The sequence below is a fragment of the Cupriavidus basilensis genome (assembly GCF_008801925.2).
Taxonomy (GTDB): Bacteria; Pseudomonadota; Gammaproteobacteria; order Burkholderiales; family Burkholderiaceae; genus Cupriavidus; species Cupriavidus basilensis.
In genome coordinates this window covers 2285603-2307185 of sequence record NZ_CP062804.1, presented here as the reverse complement: position 1 = coordinate 2307185, position 21583 = coordinate 2285603, and the positions used below count along the sequence as shown (strand labels likewise).

16 protein-coding genes and 1 pseudogene are annotated in these 21583 nt (G+C 67.0%); 3 read left to right on the top strand and 14 right to left on the bottom strand.

Going from position 1 to position 21583, the window contains the following annotated elements; genetic code table 11:
- Positions 1-8 precede the first annotated feature (8 nt).
- The 13 genes and pseudogenes from F7R26_RS31180 to F7R26_RS31120 form a co-directional block, all read right to left on the bottom strand.
- On the bottom strand, positions 9-542 hold the full coding sequence (locus F7R26_RS31180) for a DUF1697 domain-containing protein (protein WP_150986135.1): 534 nt from the start codon (positions 540-542) through the stop codon (positions 9-11).
- Between the two features lie 127 nt (positions 543-669).
- Positions 670-843 (bottom strand): annotated as a pseudogene (locus F7R26_RS41845) (PLP-dependent aminotransferase family protein); the annotation flags it as partial.
- A 248-nt stretch (positions 844-1091) separates the two neighbouring features.
- Positions 1092-1571 carry a nuclear transport factor 2 family protein gene (locus F7R26_RS31170; RefSeq protein ID WP_170301872.1) on the bottom strand — a complete coding sequence of 160 codons (480 nt, stop codon included), beginning with the start codon at positions 1569-1571 and terminating at the stop codon, positions 1092-1094.
- A gap of 211 nt (positions 1572-1782) precedes the next feature.
- Positions 1783-2097 carry a DUF3649 domain-containing protein gene (locus tag F7R26_RS41150; protein WP_193692189.1) on the bottom strand — a complete coding sequence of 105 codons (315 nt, stop codon included), beginning with the start codon at positions 2095-2097 and terminating at the stop codon, positions 1783-1785.
- The gene (locus tag F7R26_RS31160; RefSeq protein WP_193692188.1) at positions 2094-3692 is read right to left on the bottom strand and encodes a PepSY-associated TM helix domain-containing protein; all 1599 of its coding nucleotides are present in this window, start codon (positions 3690-3692) and stop codon (positions 2094-2096) included. The genes F7R26_RS41150 and F7R26_RS31160 overlap by 4 nt, the downstream gene beginning before the upstream one ends.
- A 30-nt stretch (positions 3693-3722) precedes the next feature.
- Positions 3723-6158 carry a TonB-dependent siderophore receptor gene (locus tag F7R26_RS31155; protein ID WP_241754598.1) on the bottom strand — a complete coding sequence of 812 codons (2436 nt, stop codon included), beginning with the start codon at positions 6156-6158 and terminating at the stop codon, positions 3723-3725.
- A 135-nt stretch (positions 6159-6293) separates the two neighbouring features.
- Positions 6294-7442: a FecR family protein gene (locus F7R26_RS31150; RefSeq protein WP_170301873.1), complete on the bottom strand. Its 1149-nt coding sequence runs from the start codon at positions 7440-7442 to the stop codon at positions 6294-6296.
- A gap of 112 nt (positions 7443-7554) precedes the next feature.
- A complete protein-coding gene (locus tag F7R26_RS31145; protein WP_150986138.1) occupies positions 7555-8115 on the bottom strand; it encodes an RNA polymerase sigma factor in 561 nt (186 codons plus the stop codon).
- Positions 8116-8267: 152 nt separating this feature from the next.
- The gene (locus F7R26_RS31140; RefSeq protein WP_150986205.1) at positions 8268-9668 is read right to left on the bottom strand and encodes an FAD-binding oxidoreductase; all 1401 of its coding nucleotides are present in this window, start codon (positions 9666-9668) and stop codon (positions 8268-8270) included.
- 80 nt (positions 9669-9748) lie between these two features.
- A complete protein-coding gene (gene hpaI, locus F7R26_RS31135; protein WP_150986139.1) occupies positions 9749-10552 on the bottom strand; it encodes a 4-hydroxy-2-oxoheptanedioate aldolase in 804 nt (267 codons plus the stop codon).
- 46 nt (positions 10553-10598) lie between these two features.
- Positions 10599-12077: an NAD-dependent succinate-semialdehyde dehydrogenase gene (locus F7R26_RS31130; RefSeq protein ID WP_193692275.1), complete on the bottom strand. Its 1479-nt coding sequence runs from the start codon at positions 12075-12077 to the stop codon at positions 10599-10601.
- 485 nt (positions 12078-12562) lie between these two features.
- Positions 12563-14086, bottom strand: a complete 1524-nt coding sequence (locus tag F7R26_RS31125) for a UxaA family hydrolase (protein WP_150986141.1) — start codon at positions 14084-14086, stop codon at positions 12563-12565.
- Between the two features lie 6 nt (positions 14087-14092).
- Positions 14093-15115 (bottom strand): tripartite tricarboxylate transporter substrate binding protein, encoded by a 1023-nt coding sequence (locus F7R26_RS31120; protein ID WP_150986142.1) that lies wholly within the window; start codon positions 15113-15115, stop codon positions 14093-14095.
- A gap of 146 nt (positions 15116-15261) precedes the next feature.
- On the opposite strand from F7R26_RS31120, the gene F7R26_RS31115 reads away from it, so the two are divergent.
- Entirely contained in the window at positions 15262-16248 is a 987-nt protein-coding gene (locus tag F7R26_RS31115) for a LysR substrate-binding domain-containing protein (RefSeq protein ID WP_150986143.1), read from the top strand.
- Between the two features lie 14 nt (positions 16249-16262).
- On the opposite strand, the gene F7R26_RS31110 is transcribed toward F7R26_RS31115, so the two are convergent.
- Positions 16263-17537, bottom strand: a complete 1275-nt coding sequence (locus F7R26_RS31110) for a serine hydrolase domain-containing protein (RefSeq protein ID WP_241754789.1) — start codon at positions 17535-17537, stop codon at positions 16263-16265.
- 325 nt (positions 17538-17862) lie between these two features.
- Between F7R26_RS31110 and F7R26_RS31105 the strand changes: the two genes are divergently transcribed.
- Positions 17863-18474 carry a hypothetical protein gene (locus F7R26_RS31105; protein WP_193692187.1) on the top strand — a complete coding sequence of 204 codons (612 nt, stop codon included), beginning with the start codon at positions 17863-17865 and terminating at the stop codon, positions 18472-18474.
- A complete protein-coding gene (locus F7R26_RS31100) occupies positions 18458-21397 on the top strand; it encodes an autotransporter outer membrane beta-barrel domain-containing protein (RefSeq protein WP_193692186.1) in 2940 nt (979 codons plus the stop codon). Before F7R26_RS31105 ends, F7R26_RS31100 begins: the two co-directional genes overlap by 17 nt.
- Positions 21398-21583: the final 186 nt, after the last annotated feature.

The following is a 21583-nucleotide window of genomic DNA, read 5'->3' as shown; positions in this document are numbered from 1 at the left end:
GAACGCCGTCAGCCGATAGCACCGAGCGCAATGAGCTTCGAGATCGTATTGAAATTACGGGTCGTCGCGGCCACCTTGAGCTTTCTCTCGATGAAATTGTTGTTGGCCTTCAGGTCGCTGTATTTCGTGGCGCATAACACATACGCCATGTCGCCGACCACTTGTACCTGGTCTGGCGCATGTCCAAGTGCATGGAACGCGCCGAGCAACGCATCTTCAGGCCCGGCTGACAGCAGCGTGAAATAGAGCTTTGCGGGATCGGCGCCCTTGAACGGGTTGTTGTCCATCGCCTCGTTGAAGTACGGTGCCGACCTTGCCAGGACTTTGATATCGCCACCAAACCGTTCCTTGATGACATCGTGAACCAGGTCCTCGATGGCGGACTGGTTCAGATTCGTCGATGCAATGACATTGCCACTCTGGATGTAGGTTCTCACGTTGGCGAGCCCCGCTTCTTCCAGCGCAGCGCGCAGCGGTGCCATGAGCACCTTGTTCTTTCCCGTCGGCGTTACACCGCGCAACAGAATGATCTTTGTCTTCATGGCCCTGCAGCATCGTGAAAGCAGCTTGGCTGCCAAACGCCAAGTATAGACTGTGGCGTCCCCATGCGAGCGGCATCACGCTCCCGGTGGGGCTGTGAACCGTGGGCATGGTGTAGACGATGCGCACCCGGCCTGCGTGTTTGCGGCAAACCGCGTCGAGCGCGTCCGGCATGATGCCGTCGGCGTCGATCGGAACGCTGGCCAGGGGAATGCCCAGCAGTTTTGCAGCGCGCTTGAAACCGGGGTAGGTCAGGGATGACACGGCAACCAGATCGCGCCGCGTGACAAGGCTTGCGAGAATGACGCTCAGGGCGTGCCGGCTGCCGCCACTGACAATCAGTGTCGCGACCGTTTTGCTCGCGCTGTCGATGGTGCTGGGCTCGTCTATCGGGAGATATCGGACGATCTAGAGGTCATTTCAAAAAGATCCTGGCGTCATTGCGCGGCCTCGGCCGTACCAGTTGTAATGTCTGCGGCCGCGCGCCCGGCCAGAACCGCTTCGCTTCATCTTGAAACTGCTTCTTGGTCCAGTTTCCCAACGGCAGCCCGTTATTTCGGAATCACCTGCGCATGGTGAGAAACCAACAACCACCGGCTACCGTTTTTCTCAAAGATATTCGTAAAGAAAGTCTCGAACTTCAGCGCTTCGCCGCCGGCCCTGGGTTGGAGCACGGCGCTCTCGGTGCCGATGACCCAGGCCAGTTTTCCGTCGGTCTGGACTTGATCGATCGATGCAGGCGACACCGCCATCTCGGAGAAGGCATCAAAGGCGGCTGGCCAGTACCCGGACACGGCATCTGCGTATCCGACGGCTACGGTCTTGCTTCGGGGCCCGATATTGACAACATAGGGTTTGTTAGCCCACAGGGCCACCATTGCCTTGGTGTCCCTCGCGGAGAGGGCGGCATAGAAAGCCTGGTTGGCGGCCTTGATCGCTTCAATGCCGGAGGACTGCTGTGCGCTTGCGCCCGCAGCGTGCAGACCGGCGACCGATGTTGCGGCGAGAACCAGAACGTTGCGGCGATTCATCGTGATTCCTTTACGGATCCGGGAACATGGTTCCTCGTGCGGAAATCCTCGCGGCATCGCGCGGGGCATGAAACGTCGGCACCTAACGTTCCGGCTTCAGACGTCGGACTGTGTCCCTGAATATAGGTGAAAACAGCGAGAGTGTCAGGATGACTTGCCGTAGATGTAGTTTCGCAACTGCGCGTGCGGGCTTGCGCCACGAACCGCGCGGTCATGCTGCGCCCCGCAAGGCGATGAACACTACGCCGAACACGGCAGCGCCGATGACCAGCCCGGCCCACGCTCGCATGGCGCTGCGCGTGCTGAACACCCAGATCGCCACCGCCGTGTAAAACGCAAAGGCAAGCAGCGTGGCCACGAGCACGCTGGCCGCGCGTGAAACGCCGGCGACGACCGGCAGCGCCAGCGCCAGCATAGCCGCGAACAACGAGGCCAGCGCGTAGCCGCCGAGCGTCGCTGCCAGCACCTGGCAGGCGACCATCCAGCGGTAGCGCGCCGATACGGCCTGGGTGGGCTTGCTGCTCATGTCTTCACCGCCGGCGTTGCCCGCCCCGACCAGCCGCGCCGGACTTGCCAGGCCGAAAATGCGAGCGCAAGGCCGAAGCCGATCACCGTCAGTTCCACGCCCGCACGCTCCCAGTCCGCCCGCGAGGCGTAGGTCCAGGCCTGCTCCGCGGTGCTCAGCGCGTTGAGTAATGGCAAGCCGAGGCAGAGCAGCGCGCCTGCCGACAATTGCGCCATCCAGGCCCGGACTGGCGGCCGGACCGTGGCGTGCAGCAGCGTTGCCAGCCAGGCGTAAAAGAAGATGCGGATCTCCCACGTGGCGCGGTCGGGCAGGTCGGCGGGGATCAACCGGTTGCCGTACAGGTAGGCGATGCAGGCAATGCAGAGGCCGGCGATGGCCGCGACGTTCAATGCCTCGATGCAGCGATAGACGCGTGCGGTGAAGGTGCCGAACTCATGCTCGCTCTTCTTGCGTCTCTTGATGGTGAAGAGGAGGGTGCCGGTGGCCATCATGGCCGTACCAGACAGGCCACTGAAGAAATACAGCCACTTCATCGTCCATCCACCGAAGCCCACCAGGTGCAACTGCTCCATGACGCGGTGAATGTCCTTCGCCGAGTGCGCATCGGCTGGATCGGACCGCTTTACGTCGAGCACGGCGCCGGTGACGCCATCAAAGGTGACGCTGCCGGCCTCGTTGAGAATGCGGCGGGAGGTTCCGGTGTCGGGCGTGCGCCCCAGGATCTTGATTACCATGCTGGTGTCTGCGGGGCGTTCGACGATGAGGCGGCTCGCTGGGCTGCCCGTTAGTGCCCGCGCCTGCCGCAGCAAAGGTGCAAGGTCGTGCATTGCGGCTGCCTTTCCCGTGCGGGGGCGCAGCAACGGCGTTTTGGGCGATAACTCGCCCTGGAATTGGCTGAACGCATTGTCATCCCATCCGTAGGCTGCATGCAGCGGCAATGGCACATAGCTCGTATAGAAGATGGCGAGGCCGGTGTAGACGATCATGAACAGGAAGGGCAGCGCCAGCACGGCCGTGGCGTTGTGCGCATCGAGCCAGGAGCGCTGCCCCTTGCCGGGACGGAAGGTAAAGAAGTCCTGGAAGATGCGCTTGTGCACGACAACGCCGGATACGAGCGCCACCAGCATGCCCATTGCCATCGCCCCGACCACCCAGAAGCCCGCCAGGCCGGCTTCCAGCGAATAGTGGAAAGCCATGAAATGCCGGCCGCCTTCCGTGTGCCGGCCCCAGGGCACCGGCAGCAGCGTGCCGGTGCGCGGGTCCATCGCGGCTTGCCGAATGGCGGGCGATCTGCTCCCGGCTTGCCACAGATGGATCGCGTCGCCTTCGTGCCGGGGCATATCCATGCCCCAGAGGCTGGCATCCGGCGCGGTCGCGGCAAGGTAGCGCGCCGCGCGCTGGAGCACCTCGGCTTGCGTGAGCACGATCGCCTCCGTGCTGGCGGGCAATGCCGGCTGCGCCTGCATCCAGCGCGTAATCGGTTCGCGAAACACACTCAGCGTGCCGGTCAGGAAAATGGCGCAGAGCAGCCAGCCGCAGGCCAGGCCGCACCAGGTATGAAGCCATGCCATGCGCTGGCGAAAACTGTCTTTCATGTCACGAGCATGCAGGATCGGCGGGCAAGATCAGAACGACCCGCGCAAGGTCAGTGTCACGTTGCGCGGCTCGCCGTAGTAGTTGCCACGCCGCAGCTCGCCCAGCATGGCGTAATAGCGCTTGTCGAACAGGTTGGCCACGTTCAGCGCGGCTGTCCAGTGGCGGTTGATGCGATAAGCGGCACGCAGGTCCCACACCGCGCGCGCGCCTTCGCCCATACGCACCTCGGGGTCATCGCCCGCGAAGTACGAGTAGCCGGTCTGCGCCGATACGCCGCCGCCGATGGTCCAGGCATTCCACGGCCCCGGCAGGCGATAGGTGGTGGAGGCGCGCAGCAGATGGCGGGGGGTCTCGGCGTTGATGCTGCCGCCTTCGTCGTTGCGGCTGGTCACATAGGTGTAGCCTGCGGCCACCTGCCAGCCGGGAAGGATCTCGCCGCTGGCCTCGGCCTCGAAGCCCTTGCTGCGCAGCGTGCTGCCATTGCGGAAGCACTCTGCGTCGGCGGAGGTGCCAGGGCAGTTGCCATAGTTGGCCGCGTCGGACACGGCAATGTTGTTCTTCCTGACGCTGAACACCGCTGCCGAAACGTTGAGGCGACCGTTGTACAGTTCGCCTTTCACACCCGCCTCGTAGTTGGCGCCGATCGCCGGCTTCAACGTATCGCCGGAGACGCTCCGGTACTGGCTCTGCGGCTGGAAGGTGTCTGCATAGCTGGCGTACAGCGACCATTGCTTGTTCAGGTCATACACCACCCCCGCGTAGGGCGTGAGCTGATGATCCACCTTGTCGTCGCGCAGCTGGCTTGCGCTCAGGCGCTCCGACGCGCGGTAGTCCAGCCAGCTCAGCCGTGCGCCAAGCAGCATGTGCAAGGGCTCGGCCAGTTGCAGGCGCGCGCTGGCGTAGATGCCGTAGCGCCGGTCCCGGGAATCCTCCTCGCTGCTCCATCCCGGGCGCATGGGGTCCGGAATGGCGCCGTGATTCGGGTTGAACACGTTGATGGCGGTGCCGTCGTCGAGCGATGCGCTATTGTTCTTCACGCGCTGTCTCGATGCGTTGGCGCCTACCAGGATCTGGTGCGTGCCGCCGAATGCCGCGAAGCTGCCGGTGACGTTGGCATCGATCCCATCGCTGACAACCTTCAGGTCCTTGAAGTAGAGGCTATAGAAGCGGGTTCCGGTGCCCGTGGCACGGTCCACGGCCCCGCGTGGAATCGCCACCTTCTGGTCGAGCTCGCCCTCGGTGTGGTTGTAGGAAACCTTGGCCCTCCAGTCGCCGTCAAAGCGATGCTCGACCTCGGCGAATGCTTCGTTGACCGTTGCCCTCTGACGGTTCCAGTCTTGCACCAGCGAGGTCGAGCGGGACACGTCCAGCGCGCCGCCATCGTTGTAGCGGGGCAGGCCGAACAGCCAGAATCCGTCGGCGGTCTTCTGCTGGTGGCGCACGCCCAGGGTCAGCGTGGTGTCGCGGCCCAGGTCGGCGTCGATGACGCCATAGAACAGCGGCTGGCGGGAATGCGTGACGTCGTAGAAGTACTTGCGGTCTTCATAGGCGGCGACCATGCGAGCGCGGATGGTGCCCTCGGCGTTGAGTGGGCCGCCGGTATCGATCTCGGTGCGGTAGTTGCTCCATGAGCCCACGCTGGCCGTCACGTCGAAATGCCGCTCCGTGCGCGGGCGCTTGCGCACCAGGTTCACCGCGCCGCTCGGGTCGCTGGCCCCCACGATCAGCCCGCCCGCGCCACGCAGCACCTCGACCCGGTCAAGGATGGCGGTGTCCAGGGGCAGCCAGCCGGTGGAGGAATACAGCGTGCCCGAGACGCCGTCGATCATGTAGTTGTCGTTGTCCACCGCGAAGCCCCGGATGGTGAACTTGTGGTCCCCAAAGTTTCTCTGCGAGCGGGTGACGCCGGTGGACTGTGCCAGGACCTGGTCGAGGCTGGTGAGGTTCTTGTCGTCCATCTGCTGGCGCGTCACCACGCTGACGGACTGCGGCGTTTCGCGGATTGACTGCGTCATCTTGCCGATGGTCAGCGCCGGGCTGGTGTACGAGCCAGTGAGCTCGGTCATCGCGCTGCGCTCGACCTGTGCGCTTACTGTGACGGCGGGCAGCGTGGCATGGCCGTCGGATGCCGGCTGCGCAGTCCGCTGGATCGTCACGGCCGTGCCGTCGATGTCCGCGCTCAGCCCGCTGCCAGCCAGCAGCCGCTCCAGCGCTTGCCGCGTGGTCAGCCGGCCGGTGACGGCTGGCGCCGTCTTGCCGGCCAGCAACGCTGGCGTGGCGACGAGCGTGATGCGGGCTTGCCGCGCCAGCTCGGTCAGGGCCTGCGCCAAAGGCTGCGCGGTGATGGATATTTCCACCGGCGTACCGGCGCTGCCTGTAGATTGCGCGTGCGCGGCGTACGGCGCGCCGAGCGCCAGGAAAGCCGCCAGGGCCAGCGGCGCCAAGGCGAACGGGGTAGCAGACATCTGCATTCGATCCTTCTTCTGTATGCATATGGCGTCATGAAGACGACGCCCTCTCTACAGATGACGAATCACGAACACAAACCCTGATGTCCCCCTTGAAAAAAGATGCCGTTGAGAACGAGCCTCCCGTTTCCGTCAACGCGCGACGATGTCCGTGACGCCATCGCGCTGGCGCAGGCGCACGGGTAGCACCAGCGGCAAGCTGCGGGTGAAGCCGTCGATATGGTCGAGATCCACGCTGGCCGTGACGGGCAGGCCGCCGATGACGGGATCGCTGACGCGCAGGCCGGATTCGCCGTAGCGGCCGAGTTCGGCCAGGACGTTTGCCAGAGGCGTGTTGTCAAAGCTCAGGCGCCGGCCTCGCCACGGTGCCATGGCGTCGGTCGGCACGGCGTCGACACGGCCGGGCCGCCCCTGGTCGTCGACATCCACGGCTTGTCCTGGCATCAGTACCACGGTTTGCCCGTGCCCTTCGCCACTGGCGCCGGTCACGCGCACCTTGCCTTCTATCACGGCAACTTGCACGGCCTTGCTGCCGATGGAAGGGGTATAGCGCACGGAGAATTTCGTGCCGACCACCGTAATGCGTGTCGCACCGGCAATGACGTGGAAGGGCCGGGACTTGTCGGCCTGGACCTTGAAGACGGCCTGGCCCTCGGGCAATCTGACCTCGCGGCGGTTGCGGTAGAGCGTCACGTCGGCCTGGGTGGCGGTGTCGAACACGAGCTGGCTGCCGTCGGGCAGCGCGGTGTCCAGGCTCTGGCCCCGTTGTGTGGCGTAGTGGCGGTTGAAAATGGGCTGGTTCTGCCAGGTGTTCCAGCCGAACCAGCCGGCACCCAGCAAGCCGGCCGCCAAGGTCGCGATGAGGGCATGGGGCAGTAGCGGTCGGTTAGCGCGGGCGCGTTTGGCTGCCGGTGCCGGCACCGGGGGACGCACGTCGCCGGTGGCGTCGAGCGCTGACGATTCGGAGGCTTTTTCGATGGCGACCGTGGTCCGCAGGCGAGCCGTGCCCGCCGGTGGGAGGTCATCGATAGCGTCCCAGACGCCGGCCATGTCCTCAAAGGCCGCGCGGTGCTCAGGCTTGGCGTCGAGCCAGGCCTGGAACTCGGCGCGCGCCATGGGCGACAGTCCGTCGGCCATGCGCACGGACCAGCGCAGGGCCTCGAATGCTGGCGGGGACAGGTCGTCCAGCAGCGATTCGTCGATCGGCTCGCCGGGCGCCGTGGGTGAGGCGGGTGTAGCGGGTAAGGGGGGCGACTTCGGCGGTACAGGGCGCTGGGTCATCGCATGGCTTCTCTTGTGGTGTCTTTCATGATGACGGATCAGGCGCCAAAAACCTGATGCCGGGCAACGGGTGGCGGATAGGGGAGCGGGTGCGTGCTGAGAATAACCGCAGTCAGCCGCCTTGCGGCAAACTGACGGGCGGCTCGGATGGCAATCCGGACGGCAGTCCGGATGCCGGCTGCGTTCTTGCCCTGCGTGGGTCGTCGCCCAGCGCCTTGCGGCAGGCCGCCACCGCCAGCATGACGTGCCGCTCCACGGCGTTGATGCCCACCCCCATGCGGGCGGCCACTTCGGCGTGGGACAGGCCATCGATCTTATGGAGCACGAAGGCTTCGCGGCAGCGTGGCGGGAGGCGTTCGATGGTGGCGACCAGCAGGCGACCGCGCTGCCGCCCGGCATAGGCCGCTTCCGGGTCGTCGGAGAGCGGGCCCGCCATGTCTTGCAGCACGGCGTCGGACTCGTGGTTGCGCACTTGCCGCGCACGGTGACGGTCGATCAGCAGGTGGCGGGCGATCTTGTAGTGCAGCGCGCGCGGGTCATCGATGCGTTCGCCAGCGCTGGCCATGGCCAGCCCGCGCTCGCAGGCTTCCTGGACCAGGTCTTGCGCCTCATCCAGGTTTTTGACTTCACGTAAGAAGAAACGCAGCAGCTCGCCGTAATACCGCACATGCACGATGCACCCCAGCCAGAAAGAGGACGAAAAACTTGCCCGTCTGGTGGCTGAGATGTGGCGGCGGCTAGATCTGTTGCGCTGTGTGCGACGGGAACCCGCGGATTATAAATGAGAACGTTTCGCATTGATAGGCCGCCGGAGCCCGCTTGCCGTCAGTCCAGCCTTGGCAGCATCTTGGCGGGATTGAGCAGGTTCTTCGGATCCAGCGCCCGCTTGACCTGCCACATCAGCTCCAGCTCCACCGGCGATTTGTAGCGCTTCAGGTCGTCGCGCTTGGCCACGCCAATGCCGTGCTCGGCGGAGATCGAGCCGTTCTCCGCGTGGGCCAGGGTGTCCACCGCCTCGGAGATCGGTGCGTACCACTGGCCCAGGAAGTCCGCGGCGCTGCGGTCCTTGGGGCGCAGCGGGTTGAAGTGCACGTTGCCGTCGCCCATATGGCCGTAGATCACCATGCGCGCGGCGGGCTCCAGTGCCAGCACCTTGGCCGAGGCGTCGCCGATAAACGCGGCGATGCGCGACAACGGCACCGACACGTCGCACTTGATGCTGCCGCCGGTACGGGTCTGCGCGTCCGAGATTTCCTCGCGGATGCGCCAGAAGCGCTGGGCGTCGGCCAGGCTGGCGGCCACCGCTGCATCCAGCACCAGTTCTTGTGCCAGCCCGGCTTCGAGGATTTCCATCAGCGTGGCGTTGAGGCTTTCGTCGCTGCCACCGGAGGTCAGCTCGATCAGCACCATCCAGTCGTGCCGTTCGGGCAGCGGCGAGGCCACGTCGCCCAGGTATTCGAGCACCAGTTCCAGCGCGGGCGCCGAGATCAGCTCGAACGCGGTGACGGCCTGGCCACCATGCTGCTTGGCCACGCCGAGCAGGCGCACGGCGGCTTCGGGGCTTTGCACGGCCACGAAGGCCACGGCATTGGCGCGCGGCTGCGGCATCAGCTTGAGCACGGCCGCCGTGATGATGCCGAGCGTGCCTTCCGAGCCGACGAAGAGTTGCTTGAGGTCGTAGCCGGTGTTGTCCTTGCGCAGGCCGCGCAGCGACGAGTAGATGCGGCCATCGGGCAGCACGGCCTCGATGCCCAGCACCAGGTCGCGCATATTGCCGTAGCGCAGCACGGCGGTGCCGCCTGCGTTGGTGGCCAGGTTGCCGCCAATCTGGCAGGAGCCTTCCGAGCCGATGCGCAGCGGGAACAGGCGCTGCTCCTGCTCGGCGGCGGTGCGGGCCGCGTTGAGCGTGACGCCGGCCTGCACCGTCATGGTGTCGTTGATGGTGTCCACGGCTAGCACGCGGTTCATGCGGCCCAGGCTGAGCAGCACCGCGGTGCCGCTGTCATCGGGCACCGCGCCGCCCATCAGCGAGGTATTGCCGCCTTGCGGCACCACCGGCACATCGCGCGCGTGGCACCAGGCCATGACCTGGCTGACCTGTTCGGTCGTGGAGGGCATGACCACTACCTGGGCTTTGCCGCGGTAGATGCGGCGGTAGTCCGTGACGTAGGACTCGGTGTCGGCGTCGCCGCTCAGGCAGGCGCCGGCGCCGACGATGGCTTGCATCGCGGCCAGGGTGGCGCTGGTGGCGGGGGCGGTGTGGGAATCAGTCGGCATGTTGTGTTCTGCGATTGCGGTGGCGGGCATCAGTATGCGGCAGACGGCCCTGCCGCGGGCGCGGCGCCGGCGCCGATGAAGTCCGCGGCCAGCCGGCGAGCCGCGCCGGCATAGAGCAGCACATCCACGCCTGTGGCCACGAAGGTGCAGCCCAGGTCCAGGTAGCGGCGCGCCAGCTTGGGGTCGGAGGTCAGCGTGCCCGCGGCCTTGCCGCTGGCGACGATGGTGCGCATGGCGCCTTCGATGGCGGCCTGCACCTCGGGGTGGCCCGGGTTGCCGCGATGGCCCATGGAGGCGGCCAGGTCGGCGGGGCCGATAAAGACGCCGTCGACGCCGTCGACAGCGCAGATGGCATCCAGGTTCGCCAGGGCCTTCACGGTTTCGGCCTGCACCAGCAGGCAGATCTCATCGTCGGCCACATCCAGGTAGTCGGCGCGCGCGCTCCATTGCGAGGCACGGCCCACGGCGCTGCCCACACCGCGCATGCCCTGCGGCGGGTAGCGGGTGGCGGATACCAGCGCGGCGGCTTGCTCGGCGGTATCCACCATCGGCACCAGCAGGTTCTTCGCGCCGATATCCAGCAACTGCTTGATCAGCGGGACTTCGCCGGCCACGCAGCGCACCACCGGTTGCGAGCGGTACGGGGCGATCGCCTGCAGCGCATGTAGCGTGCCGCGCAGGTCGTTGGGCGCGTGCTCGCCGTCGATCAGCAGCCAGTCGAAGCCGGCCGTGGCCGAGACTTCGGCGAGATAAGGCGATGCCATCGAGAGCCACAGTCCGATCTGGGGCTGGCTGGCCGCCAGCGCGGCCTTGAATGCGTTTTGTGCGGGCATGGTGTTCCGAAGAATGTCGTGGGCGTGGATGGGATGCCGCCTGGGCTTAGCCGAGCAGGCCCTGGCAAATATATTTGGTGTGCATGTAGTCGTCCAGCCCGTGGCGCGAGCCCTCGCGCCCGTAGCCGGATTCCTTGACGCCGCCGAAGGGCGCGGCCTCCGAGGCGATAGCCCCTTCATTGACGCCGACAATGCCCGTTTCCAGCGCCTGCGCTACGCGCCAGATGCGGCGCACGTCATTGGAGTAGAAGTAGGCGGCCAGGCCGAAGGGCGTGTCGTTGGCGTCGTGGATCACTTCGGCTTCATCGGTGAAGCGGAACACGGCGGCTACCGGGCCAAACGTTTCTTCGCACGACAGCGCCATTTGCGGCGTGGCGTTGGTGAGCACGGTGGGCGCGTAGTAGTGCGGTCCGTCTGCCAGGCGCACGCGTTCGCCGCCGGTCATCACCACGGCGCCCTTGGCGACGGCATCTTCCACATGGCGGGCGATTTTCTCCACGGCGCGCGCGTTGATCATGGGGCCGATCTGCGACGCGTCATCGGTGGCAGGCCCGACCTGCAGCGCGGCCACCCGCAGCGACAGGCGCGCGACGAAATGGTCGTGCACGCCAGCCTGTACATAGACGCGGTTCGGGCAGACGCAGGTCTGGCCCCCGTTGCGGAACTTGGAGGCCATCAGGCCATCGACGGCGGCCTCGATGTCCGCGTCGTCGAACACGATGAACGGCGCATTGCCACCGAGCTCCAGCGACAGCTTCTTGAGCGTGCCGGCGGATTCGCGGGCCAGGTGCTTGCCCACCGGGGTGGAGCCGGTGAAGGTGATCTTGCGCACGCGGCTGTCGGCCAGCCAGGCGTCGACCACGGCGGGGGTATTGGCGCGCGAGGCGGTGACGATGTTGAGCACACCGGCGGGCAGGCCGGCTTGCTGCGCCAGGTAGACCAGCGCCAGCGCGGTCAGCGGGGTGTCTTCCGCGGGCTTGGCCACCACGGTGCAGCCGGCGGCCAGCGCGGGCGCGATCTTGCGCGCGATCATGGCGAGCGGGAAGTTCCACGGCGTGATGGCGGCTACCACGCCCACCGGTTCCTTGAGCACCAGCATCTTGCGGCCGGGGACGGACTCGGCGACGATCTCGCCGCTGATGCGGGCGGCTTCCTCGGCGAACCACTCTACGTAGGAGGCGCCGTACAGCACTTCGCCGCGGGCCTCCTTGATGGGCTTGCCTTGTTCGGTGGAGATGATCCGGGCCAGGTCTTCCTGGTGCTCGAGGATCAGGGCGTGCCAGCGCTTGATGATCTGCGCGCGGTCGCGGGCGGTGCGACGGCTCCAGGTGGGGAATGCCGCTGCCGCGGCATCGGCTGCCTGGATGGCGTCCTGGGCGTCGCTGTCGGGCACGCAGGCGAAGACGGTGTTGGTGGCAGGGTTGGTGACATCCAGGTGGTGGCCGGTGTGGGAGGCTGACCACGCTTGGCCGATCAGGTTGCTGGTGCGGAGCAGGGCTGGGTGGGTTAGGGGAGTGGGGTGGATGGCATGGTTTTTGGATATGGGGGTGAGTGCAACCGCAACTGCAACCGCAACCGCAACTGCTTGAATTCAAGGACAACTGCAACTGCCGTTTCACCACCCCTGCGGGGCGGCGACCTACTTTCTTGTCTTGCCAAGAAAGTAGGCAAAGAAGGCGCGCCGGATGGGGCGACTACCCCTCGTGATCCAACGAAAAGAGCGGCCGGGACCCAAACTCGCATCGCCTTAAGGCGATACTCAGACATGGGTCCCTCTTTTCCGCTCTTTTCGCCGGATCACGAGGCGCCCCATACGGCCTTGGCACACCTCCACGGCTCGCTTCGCATCGCCGAGGGGGATTCCCGCCCCTTCGGGCGGGAATCCCGGCTACCACAGTTGGTTGATCTTGCGCTGGTTTGCTCCCCTCTCCCGCCTGCGGGAGAGGGACGGGGGAGAGGGCGGGCGATCGCAATTTCGTGATGGTTCCAGGCTGCGAGGCTTTCTACTTTCTAACTGACAATCCCCAAGTGCCAAGGCACAAACTCGTTGTCGCCCAGCCCGAGTGCTTCGCTCTTGGTTGGTCGTCCGGAGGCCGCTTCCAGGATGTGTTCAAAAATCCGCTGGCCCATCTCGTCCACAGTCAATTCGCCGTCCAGCACCAGCCCGCAGTTGATGTCCATATCGCCTTCGAGCCGCGTGTACATCGGCGTATTGCTCGCAAGCTTGATGGTCGGCGCTGGCTTGGAGCCGAACATCGATCCGCGCCCGGTGGTGAAGCAGATCAGGTTGGCGCCGCTGGCGATCTGGCCGGTGGCGGCGACGGGGTCGTAGCCGGGGGAGTCCATGAAGACGAAGCCGGATTGCTCGATGGGCTCGGCGTATTCATAGACGGCCTGCAACGGCGTGGTGCCGCCTTTCATGGCGGAGCCGAGCGATTTTTCGAAGATGTTGGCGAGGCCGCCTTGCTGGTTGCCGTGGCCGACCACGCCGTTGAACTGGGCGTTCTGCCCGGCGGTGTAGCGCTCCCACCAGGCCAGGCGGTCCAGCAGTTTCTGGCCGACTTCCGGCGTGACGGCGCGGCGCGTGAGCATGTATTCCACGCCGTGGATCTCGGGGGTTTCCGACAGGATGGCGGTGCCGCCGTGGCGCACCAGGATGTCCATGGCCGCGCCGAGCGCCGGGTTGGCGCTGATGCCGGAGAAGCCATCGGAGCCACCGCATTCCAGGCCGATCTTCAGGTGGCTGGCGGGCACGGGCTGGCGCGTGGCGGTATTGGCGCCGGGCAGCATTGCCTCGATGGCGCGGATGCCGGCCTGGATGGTGGCCGCCGTGCCGCCGCTGTCCTGCATGACCATGGTGCGCACGTGGCTGCCGGGCACCAGGCCTTGCGACTCCATCAGGCCCGCTACCTGGTTGCGCTCGCAGCCCAGGCCCACGATCAGCACACCGGCCAGGTTGGGGTGGCGCGCATAGCCCGCCAGTGTGCGCCGCAGCACGTCGAAGTGCTCGCTGGGCGAGGACATGCCGCAGCCGCTGCTTTGCGCGAAGGCGGCCACGCCGTCCACATTGGGATAGGCCGCCATGCGCTCGGGCGTGAAGTGGTCCGCGATATGCCGGATCACCGTGGCCGAGCAGTTCACCGACGACAAGATGCCGATGAAGTTGCGCGTGCCAACGCGGCCGTCGGGCCGCACGAACCCCATGAAGGTGGCGCGCTCGGCCTCGGGCACGTAGTCCACCGGCCGCACGTCCTGGCAGAAACCCGGGTCACGATAGAAATCCACCAGCGCCAGGTTGTGCGAATGCACGTGATCGCCGGCCTCGATGTCGCGCTCGGCCACGCCGATCACGGTGTCGAACTTGCGGATCTGGGTGCCCTTGGCAATGGCGCAGGCGGCAATCTTGTGCCCCGCGGGCACCTGGGCGCGCACGCGCAGCCCCAGTTCCGGCAGGCTCTGGCCAAGGCTCAGGGCGTCCCGGGCGATCAGGACGTTGTCGTTCGCATGCAGGCGGATGAGGGCGGCGGAGTTCACGTTGGGTCAGCCTTGTTGCAGCAGTTCTTTGAGCTTGAGGCGCTGGATCAGGTGGGTTTCCTGGTCGTACACCGTGCTGATGTAGCGCTTGTATTCCGGGCCGTCCAGGTACATCACCGGCGCATCGATGCGGGCCGCGACCTGCTGGAATTCCTTGCTGGCCACAGCCTGGCGGAAGGCGTCGCGCAGCTTCTTTTCCACCGCCGGGTCCAGTCCGACGGGCGCGCCGATGCCGTTGGGCGCCTCCACCACCACGTTGTAGCCCAGCTCCTTGAGCGTCGGCGTGTCCTTGAAGCGCGGCGTGCGCTGGTCGCCCCAGGTGGCCAGCAGGCGCAGCTTGCCGGCTTCCACATGGGGCGCCCACGAGCTGGAATCGGCCAGCAGGTCCACTTGCCCGGCGAGCACGTCCTGCAAGGCCTGCGCGCCGCCCTTGTAGGCGATGGCATTGAAGCGCACACCGGCGGCCTGCGCGAATTCTTCCATGCCCACGTGGGTGGCGCCGCCGATGCCGGCATGCGCATAGGTGAGCTTGCCCGGATGCGCCTTGGCCTCGGCCACGACGTCCTTGAGCGACTTGAAGCGCGAGTTCGCCGGCACCGCGATGCCGAAGGTCTGGCCTGAGGTGCGCGCCAGGTAGGTCAGCTCGCTGCGCGGGTCCATCTGCAGCATGCCTAGCTGCGAGAAGCGCGTCACCGAGATCGGCACCTGGCCGATGGTGTAGCCGTCCGGCTTGGCGCGGGCCAATGCCTTGGTGCCGATCATGCCCGATGCGCCGGCGCGGTTCTCCACCACGATGGATTGCTTGAGTACGCCGGACGCCACCTGGCACAGCGCGCGCATGGACTGGTCGGCGGTGCCGCCGACGGGCCACGGGCAGATGAAGGTGATGGGCCGGTCCGGATAGTCGGCGGCACGTGCGAGGCCCGGCAGCAGCAGGCCGGCACTACCAGCCGTCGCAGCCGTGGCGGCAGCGGCGCCGCTGATGAGCAGGCGGCGTCGCCCGTGGTTGATGCCGTGGGATGCGGTCATGTGTCGTCCTCGCAGGGTGTCGTTATTGGAGTCATGGGCTGGTGGCAATGTCCACCGGTCAGGCCGGATTGTGGCAAAGCCATTCATAACAATCCAATCAATCATCGGAATGGCTTCATAACCTTAAAGTTAAGTAGAATCGCACCATGCCCCAGATCGACCGTGCCCTGCGCTCCAATATCAAGCTACGCCACCTGCAACTGGTGGTGGCGCTGGACGAGTTTCGCCATCTCGGCCACACCGCCGAGTTCCTCTCCGTCAGCCAGCCAGCCGTCTCCAAGATGCTCACCGAGGTGGAGAAGACGCTGGGCCTGACGCTCTTCACGCGCTCCACGCGCGGCACCGAGCCCACGCCGGCGGGCGCGTCGCTGGTGCGTTTTGCCCGTTCGGTGCTGGCGCAATACGAGCGCACGCGCGATGAAATCGCCGCGGAGGCCAGCGGCGCCGCCGGGCGCACCCGGGTGGGATCGATGGGTGCGGCCCTGCCGGTGTTGCTGGCGCAAGCCATAGGCCAGCTCAAGCAGCGCTCGGCCCAGGCCACCGTGCTGGTGGAGGAGGGCGACCTGCCCCACCTGCTGCCCAAGCTGCGCATCAGCGAACTGGATCTGATCGTCGGGCGGCTGGAGCCCGGCTACGCCGCCCCGGACCTCATCACCGAGCCGCTCTATAACGAGCCGATGGTGGCGGTGGTGCGCAGCGGCCACGCGCTGGCAAGCAAGCGCGCACCGGGCTGGGCGGACCTGGCCGGCATGCCTTGCGTGGTGCCGCCGCCATGGGCCTCGCTACGGGTCAAGATCGAGCAGGAGTTCTACCGCTTTGGGCTGCAGCCACCAAGCGACCTGATCGAGTCGTCGTCCTACCTTGCCATCACCACCTTCGTCTCCCAGCTAGATGCCGTGGGCTTCCTGGCCAGGTCGGTGGGGCAGCAGTTCGAGCGGGAAGGCCGCTTCCATATCCTGCCCATGGACATAGCGCTGGAGCTGCCGCCAGTGGGCGTGATCACGCTGCGCGAAGGGCGGCCTACGCCCAGCAGTATCCAGCTGGTCGAATGCCTGCGGGCAGCGGCCGGGCAATTGGCCGCGCCGCCGGCCGGCGCGAAACGGCCGGCGCGCGCGCCGCGGCGCACGAAGTAGCCAGCCCGCCGCGATCAGCGCGGCCGGGACAGCAGGTACTTCGCCAGCGCGTGAAACGCCGGGATCGTCGTCGGGTCGTTGGCGGCATTGCCGGCGACCGGGTTGGAGGCGTAGCGCACGATCACCATCTCGGCCTTCGGGTCGATATAGATGCGCTGGCCATGCACGCCGCGAGCCATGTAGGCGGCATGCTCGTTATGGGTGACCCACCACATGTCGCGATAGCTGCCGCCCTTGAGCAGCGGGTAGTCGGCCTTGGCAAACGCGGCCTTGTCGCCGCCGCCGCGGATGTCGTCGACCACCGTCTTGGGCAGGATCTGCTGCCCGTTGAACTTGCCGTCGTTGCGCAGCATCTCGCCAAAGCGCGCCAGGTCGCGCAGGCCGGTGTTCAGGCCGCCGCCGGCAAAGGGCGTGCCGATGGAGTCGACGGTGAAGTACGCATCCTGCTCCGCGCCCAGCCGGCGCCAGATGCGCTCGGACAGCAGCTCGGCCACCGAGCGCCCGGTCACGCGCGCGATGATCCAGCCCAGCGCGTCGGTGTTGACCGTCTTGTAGCCAAAGGCCGCGCCATGCTCGCCTTGCGCCTGGATGGCCTGGAGCGACTCGTAGTAATTGCGTGGGCCGGTGTAGTCCTTGGGCTTGGGCAGCGGGCTGCCCGCCTGGGCGTGCATCCAGACCTCGGCGTCGGGATCGGCGTAATCCTCGCTGTATTTGAGCCCCGTGGTCATGTCCAGCACCTGGCGCACCGTGGCATTGCCGAACGCCGATTGCGCCAGCTCCGGCACGTAGTCCGCCACGCGCTTGCTGGCATCCAGGCGGCCTTCTGCCACCAGCATGGCGCCGAGCGTGCCGATGACCGACTTGGTGACCGACATGGCCGCATGCTGGCCGTCGTCCTTCAGCGCGCCGAGGTAGCGCTCGTAGACAATGCGCCCGCGATGCAGCACCACGATGCCATCGGTGTAGTTGGCCGCCAGGGATTGCGCCCAGGTCATCGGCCGGGTGGCGCCGATCGGCATGAACTGCAGCGCGTCGATATCGGTGCGCAGTGCGCGCGGCAGCGGCACCGGCGCGCCAAGCCCGCGCGAGACATTGACGGTGGGCATCAGTTCGCGGAAGTGCGACACGCTCCAGCGCAGGGCGGGGAAGCGCCAGTAGCTGCCGTCGTCGAAGCGCACCGTGCGCTCAGGCGGCGGTGGCGCGCCCTTCATCCAGCCAAGGCCGGCGGGATCGCTGGCGGCGGCATCGGGTGCCGGTGGTGTCGGGGCGTCGGCCCATGCCAGGGGCATCAGCCCGAAACCGCAAAGGGCCAGCGCGATCGCCGCGCGGCCGGGAACGCCGGTGCTCATCATCGAGATCCTCTATCGAAAATCAAATGTCTGCGTACATGCAGCCTCGGGCAATATAAACCATTCAAATCGCGGTGCGCTTCTATCCCGCCCGTCACCGGATTGAATATGGATCGAATACTGATCAATTTCGGCTTGCTACCTCAAGCCGAAATTCGGAAAATGCGCCGGCGCGCAGGATAGTTGCGCCGGGAAAACAGGGTCCCGCAGTGTCAGGTCACATAAAAGCCCATTAAAAGAACACAGATAAACAGGCAAAAACAATATGCAACGAATCGATCGATTTATCCGCAGCCGGCTGAGTATTGCCTTGCAGGCGGCTTTTGCGCAGGCGCCGTCGCGCTATGCGGGACCGCGGGGAGCGGTGTGCGTGCTGGCGCTGGCCGGTGTGATCTCCGGCCCGGCCCAGGCGGCCGGGGGCGCCGCCGTCGGCGGCGGCGGCGCGGGGGGCAGCGTCAATCAAGGCACTGGCAATGGCGCGGCAGGCGCCAATGGGGCCGGAGCGGCGCCTGGCGGTGCGGGTGGCGCAGCTGGCCTGGTCGCGGACAGCTGGTTCAATGGCTCGCCGCTGGCGGGCGGCGACGGCGCCGACACCTTCGCCCCCGTGCAGGGCGGCGGCGGGGGCGGGGCAGGCGGATACGGCATGGTCATCACGGGCGCCGATGGCTCAGCGAGCAGCGCGAGCATCGCCGGCGGCGCGGGCGGCAAGGGCGGCCTCGTCACCCCAGTGGCTCTGCCCGGCCTGGGTGGCGGCGGTGGCGGTGGCGGCGAAGGCGGCGGCGGGGTGCTCCTGACCAGTTTCGGCAGCAGTTTCGGCAATACCGCCGCCATTACCGGTGGCGCTGGCGGGGCAGGTGGAGATGGCCTGCCCAGCTAGCCTCATCCCGGGCGGCAATGGCGGCGATGGCGGTGCAGGCGTCGTGTTCCGTTTTCCTGGCGGTGGCCTGTCCAATAGTGGCGCCATCACGGGCGGCAATGGCGGTGCGGGCGGTGCCACGCAGTCGACGGGCGGCGTGGGCGGGCAAGGCGGCGTCGGCGTCAGCGGCACCGGCATCAGCCTGACCAACACCGGGGCCATCAGCGGGGGCAATGGCGGTGCGGGCGGGCCCGGCATCGGCGTCGCTGGCGCGGGTGGCATCGGCATCGTCGGCAGCGACCTCACCATCGTCAACAGCGGCGCCATTTCGGGTGGCAACGCCGGGGATGGCAGCACGCGTGCCGCCGCGATTCGCTTCACTGGCGGCACCAATTCGCTGGAGCTGCAGAGCGGCAGCAGCATCAACGGTGTGGTCGATGGCACCCTGGGCAGCAATACGCTGATCCTCGGCGGCGCGGGCAACGCATCGTTCAATGCCGGGGACGTCGGCGCGGCGGCTGCGTACCGGGGCTTTTCCACGTTCCAGAAGACCGGCGGCGGCACCTGGGTGCTGGGCGGGACCGATAGCACGGGCATCAACTGGGCGATCCAGTCCGGCGTACTGCAGGGCAATACGGACAGCCTGCGCGGCAGCAGCATCAGCAATAACGGCACGCTGGCGTTCGACCAGGCCAGCGACGGCACCTATGCCGGCAGCATCAGCGGCACCGGCGCGCTGGTCAAGGCCGGCGCGGGCACGCTGACGCTCAGCGGCGCCAACCATTACAGCGGCGGCACGACGATCTCGGCCGGCACGCTGCAGGGCGACACCAACAGCCTGCAAGGCAATATCGTCAACAATGCGGCGCTGGTTTTCAACCAGGGCACCGATGGCACATTCGGTGGCGCCATCAGCGGCAGCGGCAGCCTGGCCAAGGCGGGCGCGGGCACGCTGACGCTTGGCGGCACCAACACATACAGCGGCGGCACCTTGATCTCCGCCGGCACGCTGCAAGGCAATACCACCAGCTTGCAAGGCAATATCGTCAACAATGCGGCCCTGGTCTTCAACCAGGCCGTTGATGGCGCCTTCAACGGCGCCATCAGCGGCAGCGGCAGCCTGGCCAAGACCGGGGCCGGCACGCTGACGCTTGGCGGTGCCAACCGCTACAGCGGCGGCACTGTGATCTCGGCCGGCACGCTGCAGGGCAATGCGACCAGCCTGCAAGGCAATATCGTCAACAACGCGGCACTGGTCTTCAACCAGGACACCGATGGCGTGTTTGCCGGCGCGCTCAGCGGCACCGGCACGCTGGCCAAGAACGGCGCGGGCGCGCTGGTCCTGACCGGCAACAGCAGCCTTGGCGGCGCGACCACTATCAATGCCGGCCGCCTGGCCGTGAACGGCAGCAATGCCGCATCTAGCTTCCAGGTCAACAGTGGCGCCACCCTGGGCGGCAATGGCACGGTCGGGAGCGTGACGGTGGCCAGCGGCGGCACGGTCGCGCCGGGCAACTTCATCGGCACGCTGAACGTGGCCGGCGATATCCGCTTTGCGGCCGGCTCAACGTATGTCGCGCAGATCAACGCCGCCGGCGCGTCCGACCGCATCAACGCCACCGGCTCGGCGGCACTCGCCGGCACGCTCGACGTGATCAAGACCGCCGGCCTCTACAGCCCGGGGCAGCGCTACACGCTGCTCAGCGCCAGCGGCGGGGTGAGTGGCACCTTCGGCGCGCTCACGCAGAACCAGCCGTTTGTCGACCTGGGGCTGGCCTATGATGCCAGCCATGTCTATCTGGACGTGGCGCGCAGCGCGGTGGCCTTCCCCGCGGTGGCGTTCACCGCGAACCAGCGCGGCGTGGCTGGCGCGGTCGAGCGCATCGGCAGCGGCGAGCTGCATCGGGCCGTGCTGAATTCGCCGTCCGCCGCCGCTGCGCGGCAGGCCTTCGATGCCTTGTCGGGCGAGGCGCATGCGAGCATCGCCAGCCAGCTCATCGATAGCGGCCAGGTCATGCGCGACAGCCTCGGCGCGCGCCTGCGCGGCGCGTTCGATGCGGGCCTGCCCCAGCCCATCCTGGTGGCATCGCTGGGCCCGGTACCCATGCCGGTGGCCGCGCGCAACGGCGCCTGGGCCACCACGTTTGGCTCTTGGGGCCAGCGCGCGGGCGACGGCGGCACTGCCCGCACCACGCAATCTGGCGGGGGCTTGCTGGCCGGGGCCGACGCCGATGTAGGCGCAGGCTGGCGTGCGGGCCTGGCGGCCGGCTACGACCATACGCGCATGGAGGTCAGCTCGCTGTCGTCGTCGGCGGGCATCGACAACTACACCCTGGCCGCGTATGCCGGGACGCAGCGCGACGGCCTTGGCGTGCGCCTGGGCACCTCCTATACCTGGAGCCACATCGATGCGACCCGACGGATCGCCTTCGCCGGATTCAGCGACACGGCACAGAGCAGCTACGCCGCCGGCGCGGCGCAGGTCTTCGGCGAAACCGGCTACACCTTCGCGCTGGGCGCGGCGTCGCTGGAGCCGTTCGCGGGCCTCGCGTACACGCATTTGCGTACCGACGGCTATCAGGAGAGCGCCCGCGCCGCCGGCCTGAAGGCTGGCAGCACCGCGCAGGACACCACGTTCTCGACCTTGGGCGCCCGGGCCGCCATCCCGTTTGCCGTGCGTTCCGCCATGCCGGGGACGCTGCGTGCCCGGCTGGGCTGGCGCCATGCCTATGGCGATGTCATCCCGACGGCCACCCTTGGGTTTGCCGGCGGCGACAGCTTTGCCGTGCAAGGCACGCCCATCGCGCGCGACGCGCTGGTGGCCGAGCTTGGCGTGGAAGCCGGCGTCGCGGCGAATGTCAGCGTTGGCGTGAGCTATCGTGGGCAACTGGCCTCGCAGGTGCAGGAGCACGCGCTGGTCGGGAGCCTGCGCGTGCGGTTCTAAGGCGCCGGGACGACGCACCACATTGCGGCGTCGTCCTGCCGGCTGGCACTGATTTAGCTCTACCCGCGCCGCCCCATGGTGCGGTGCGGGTGCGTGCCGCGCATGCGCCTTCGGCCCGCGAAGGCGCTCTGATCCCGGCTCCCTTGATTTCCTCGAAATGTAAGATCAATGTACTTTTTGTCTTAC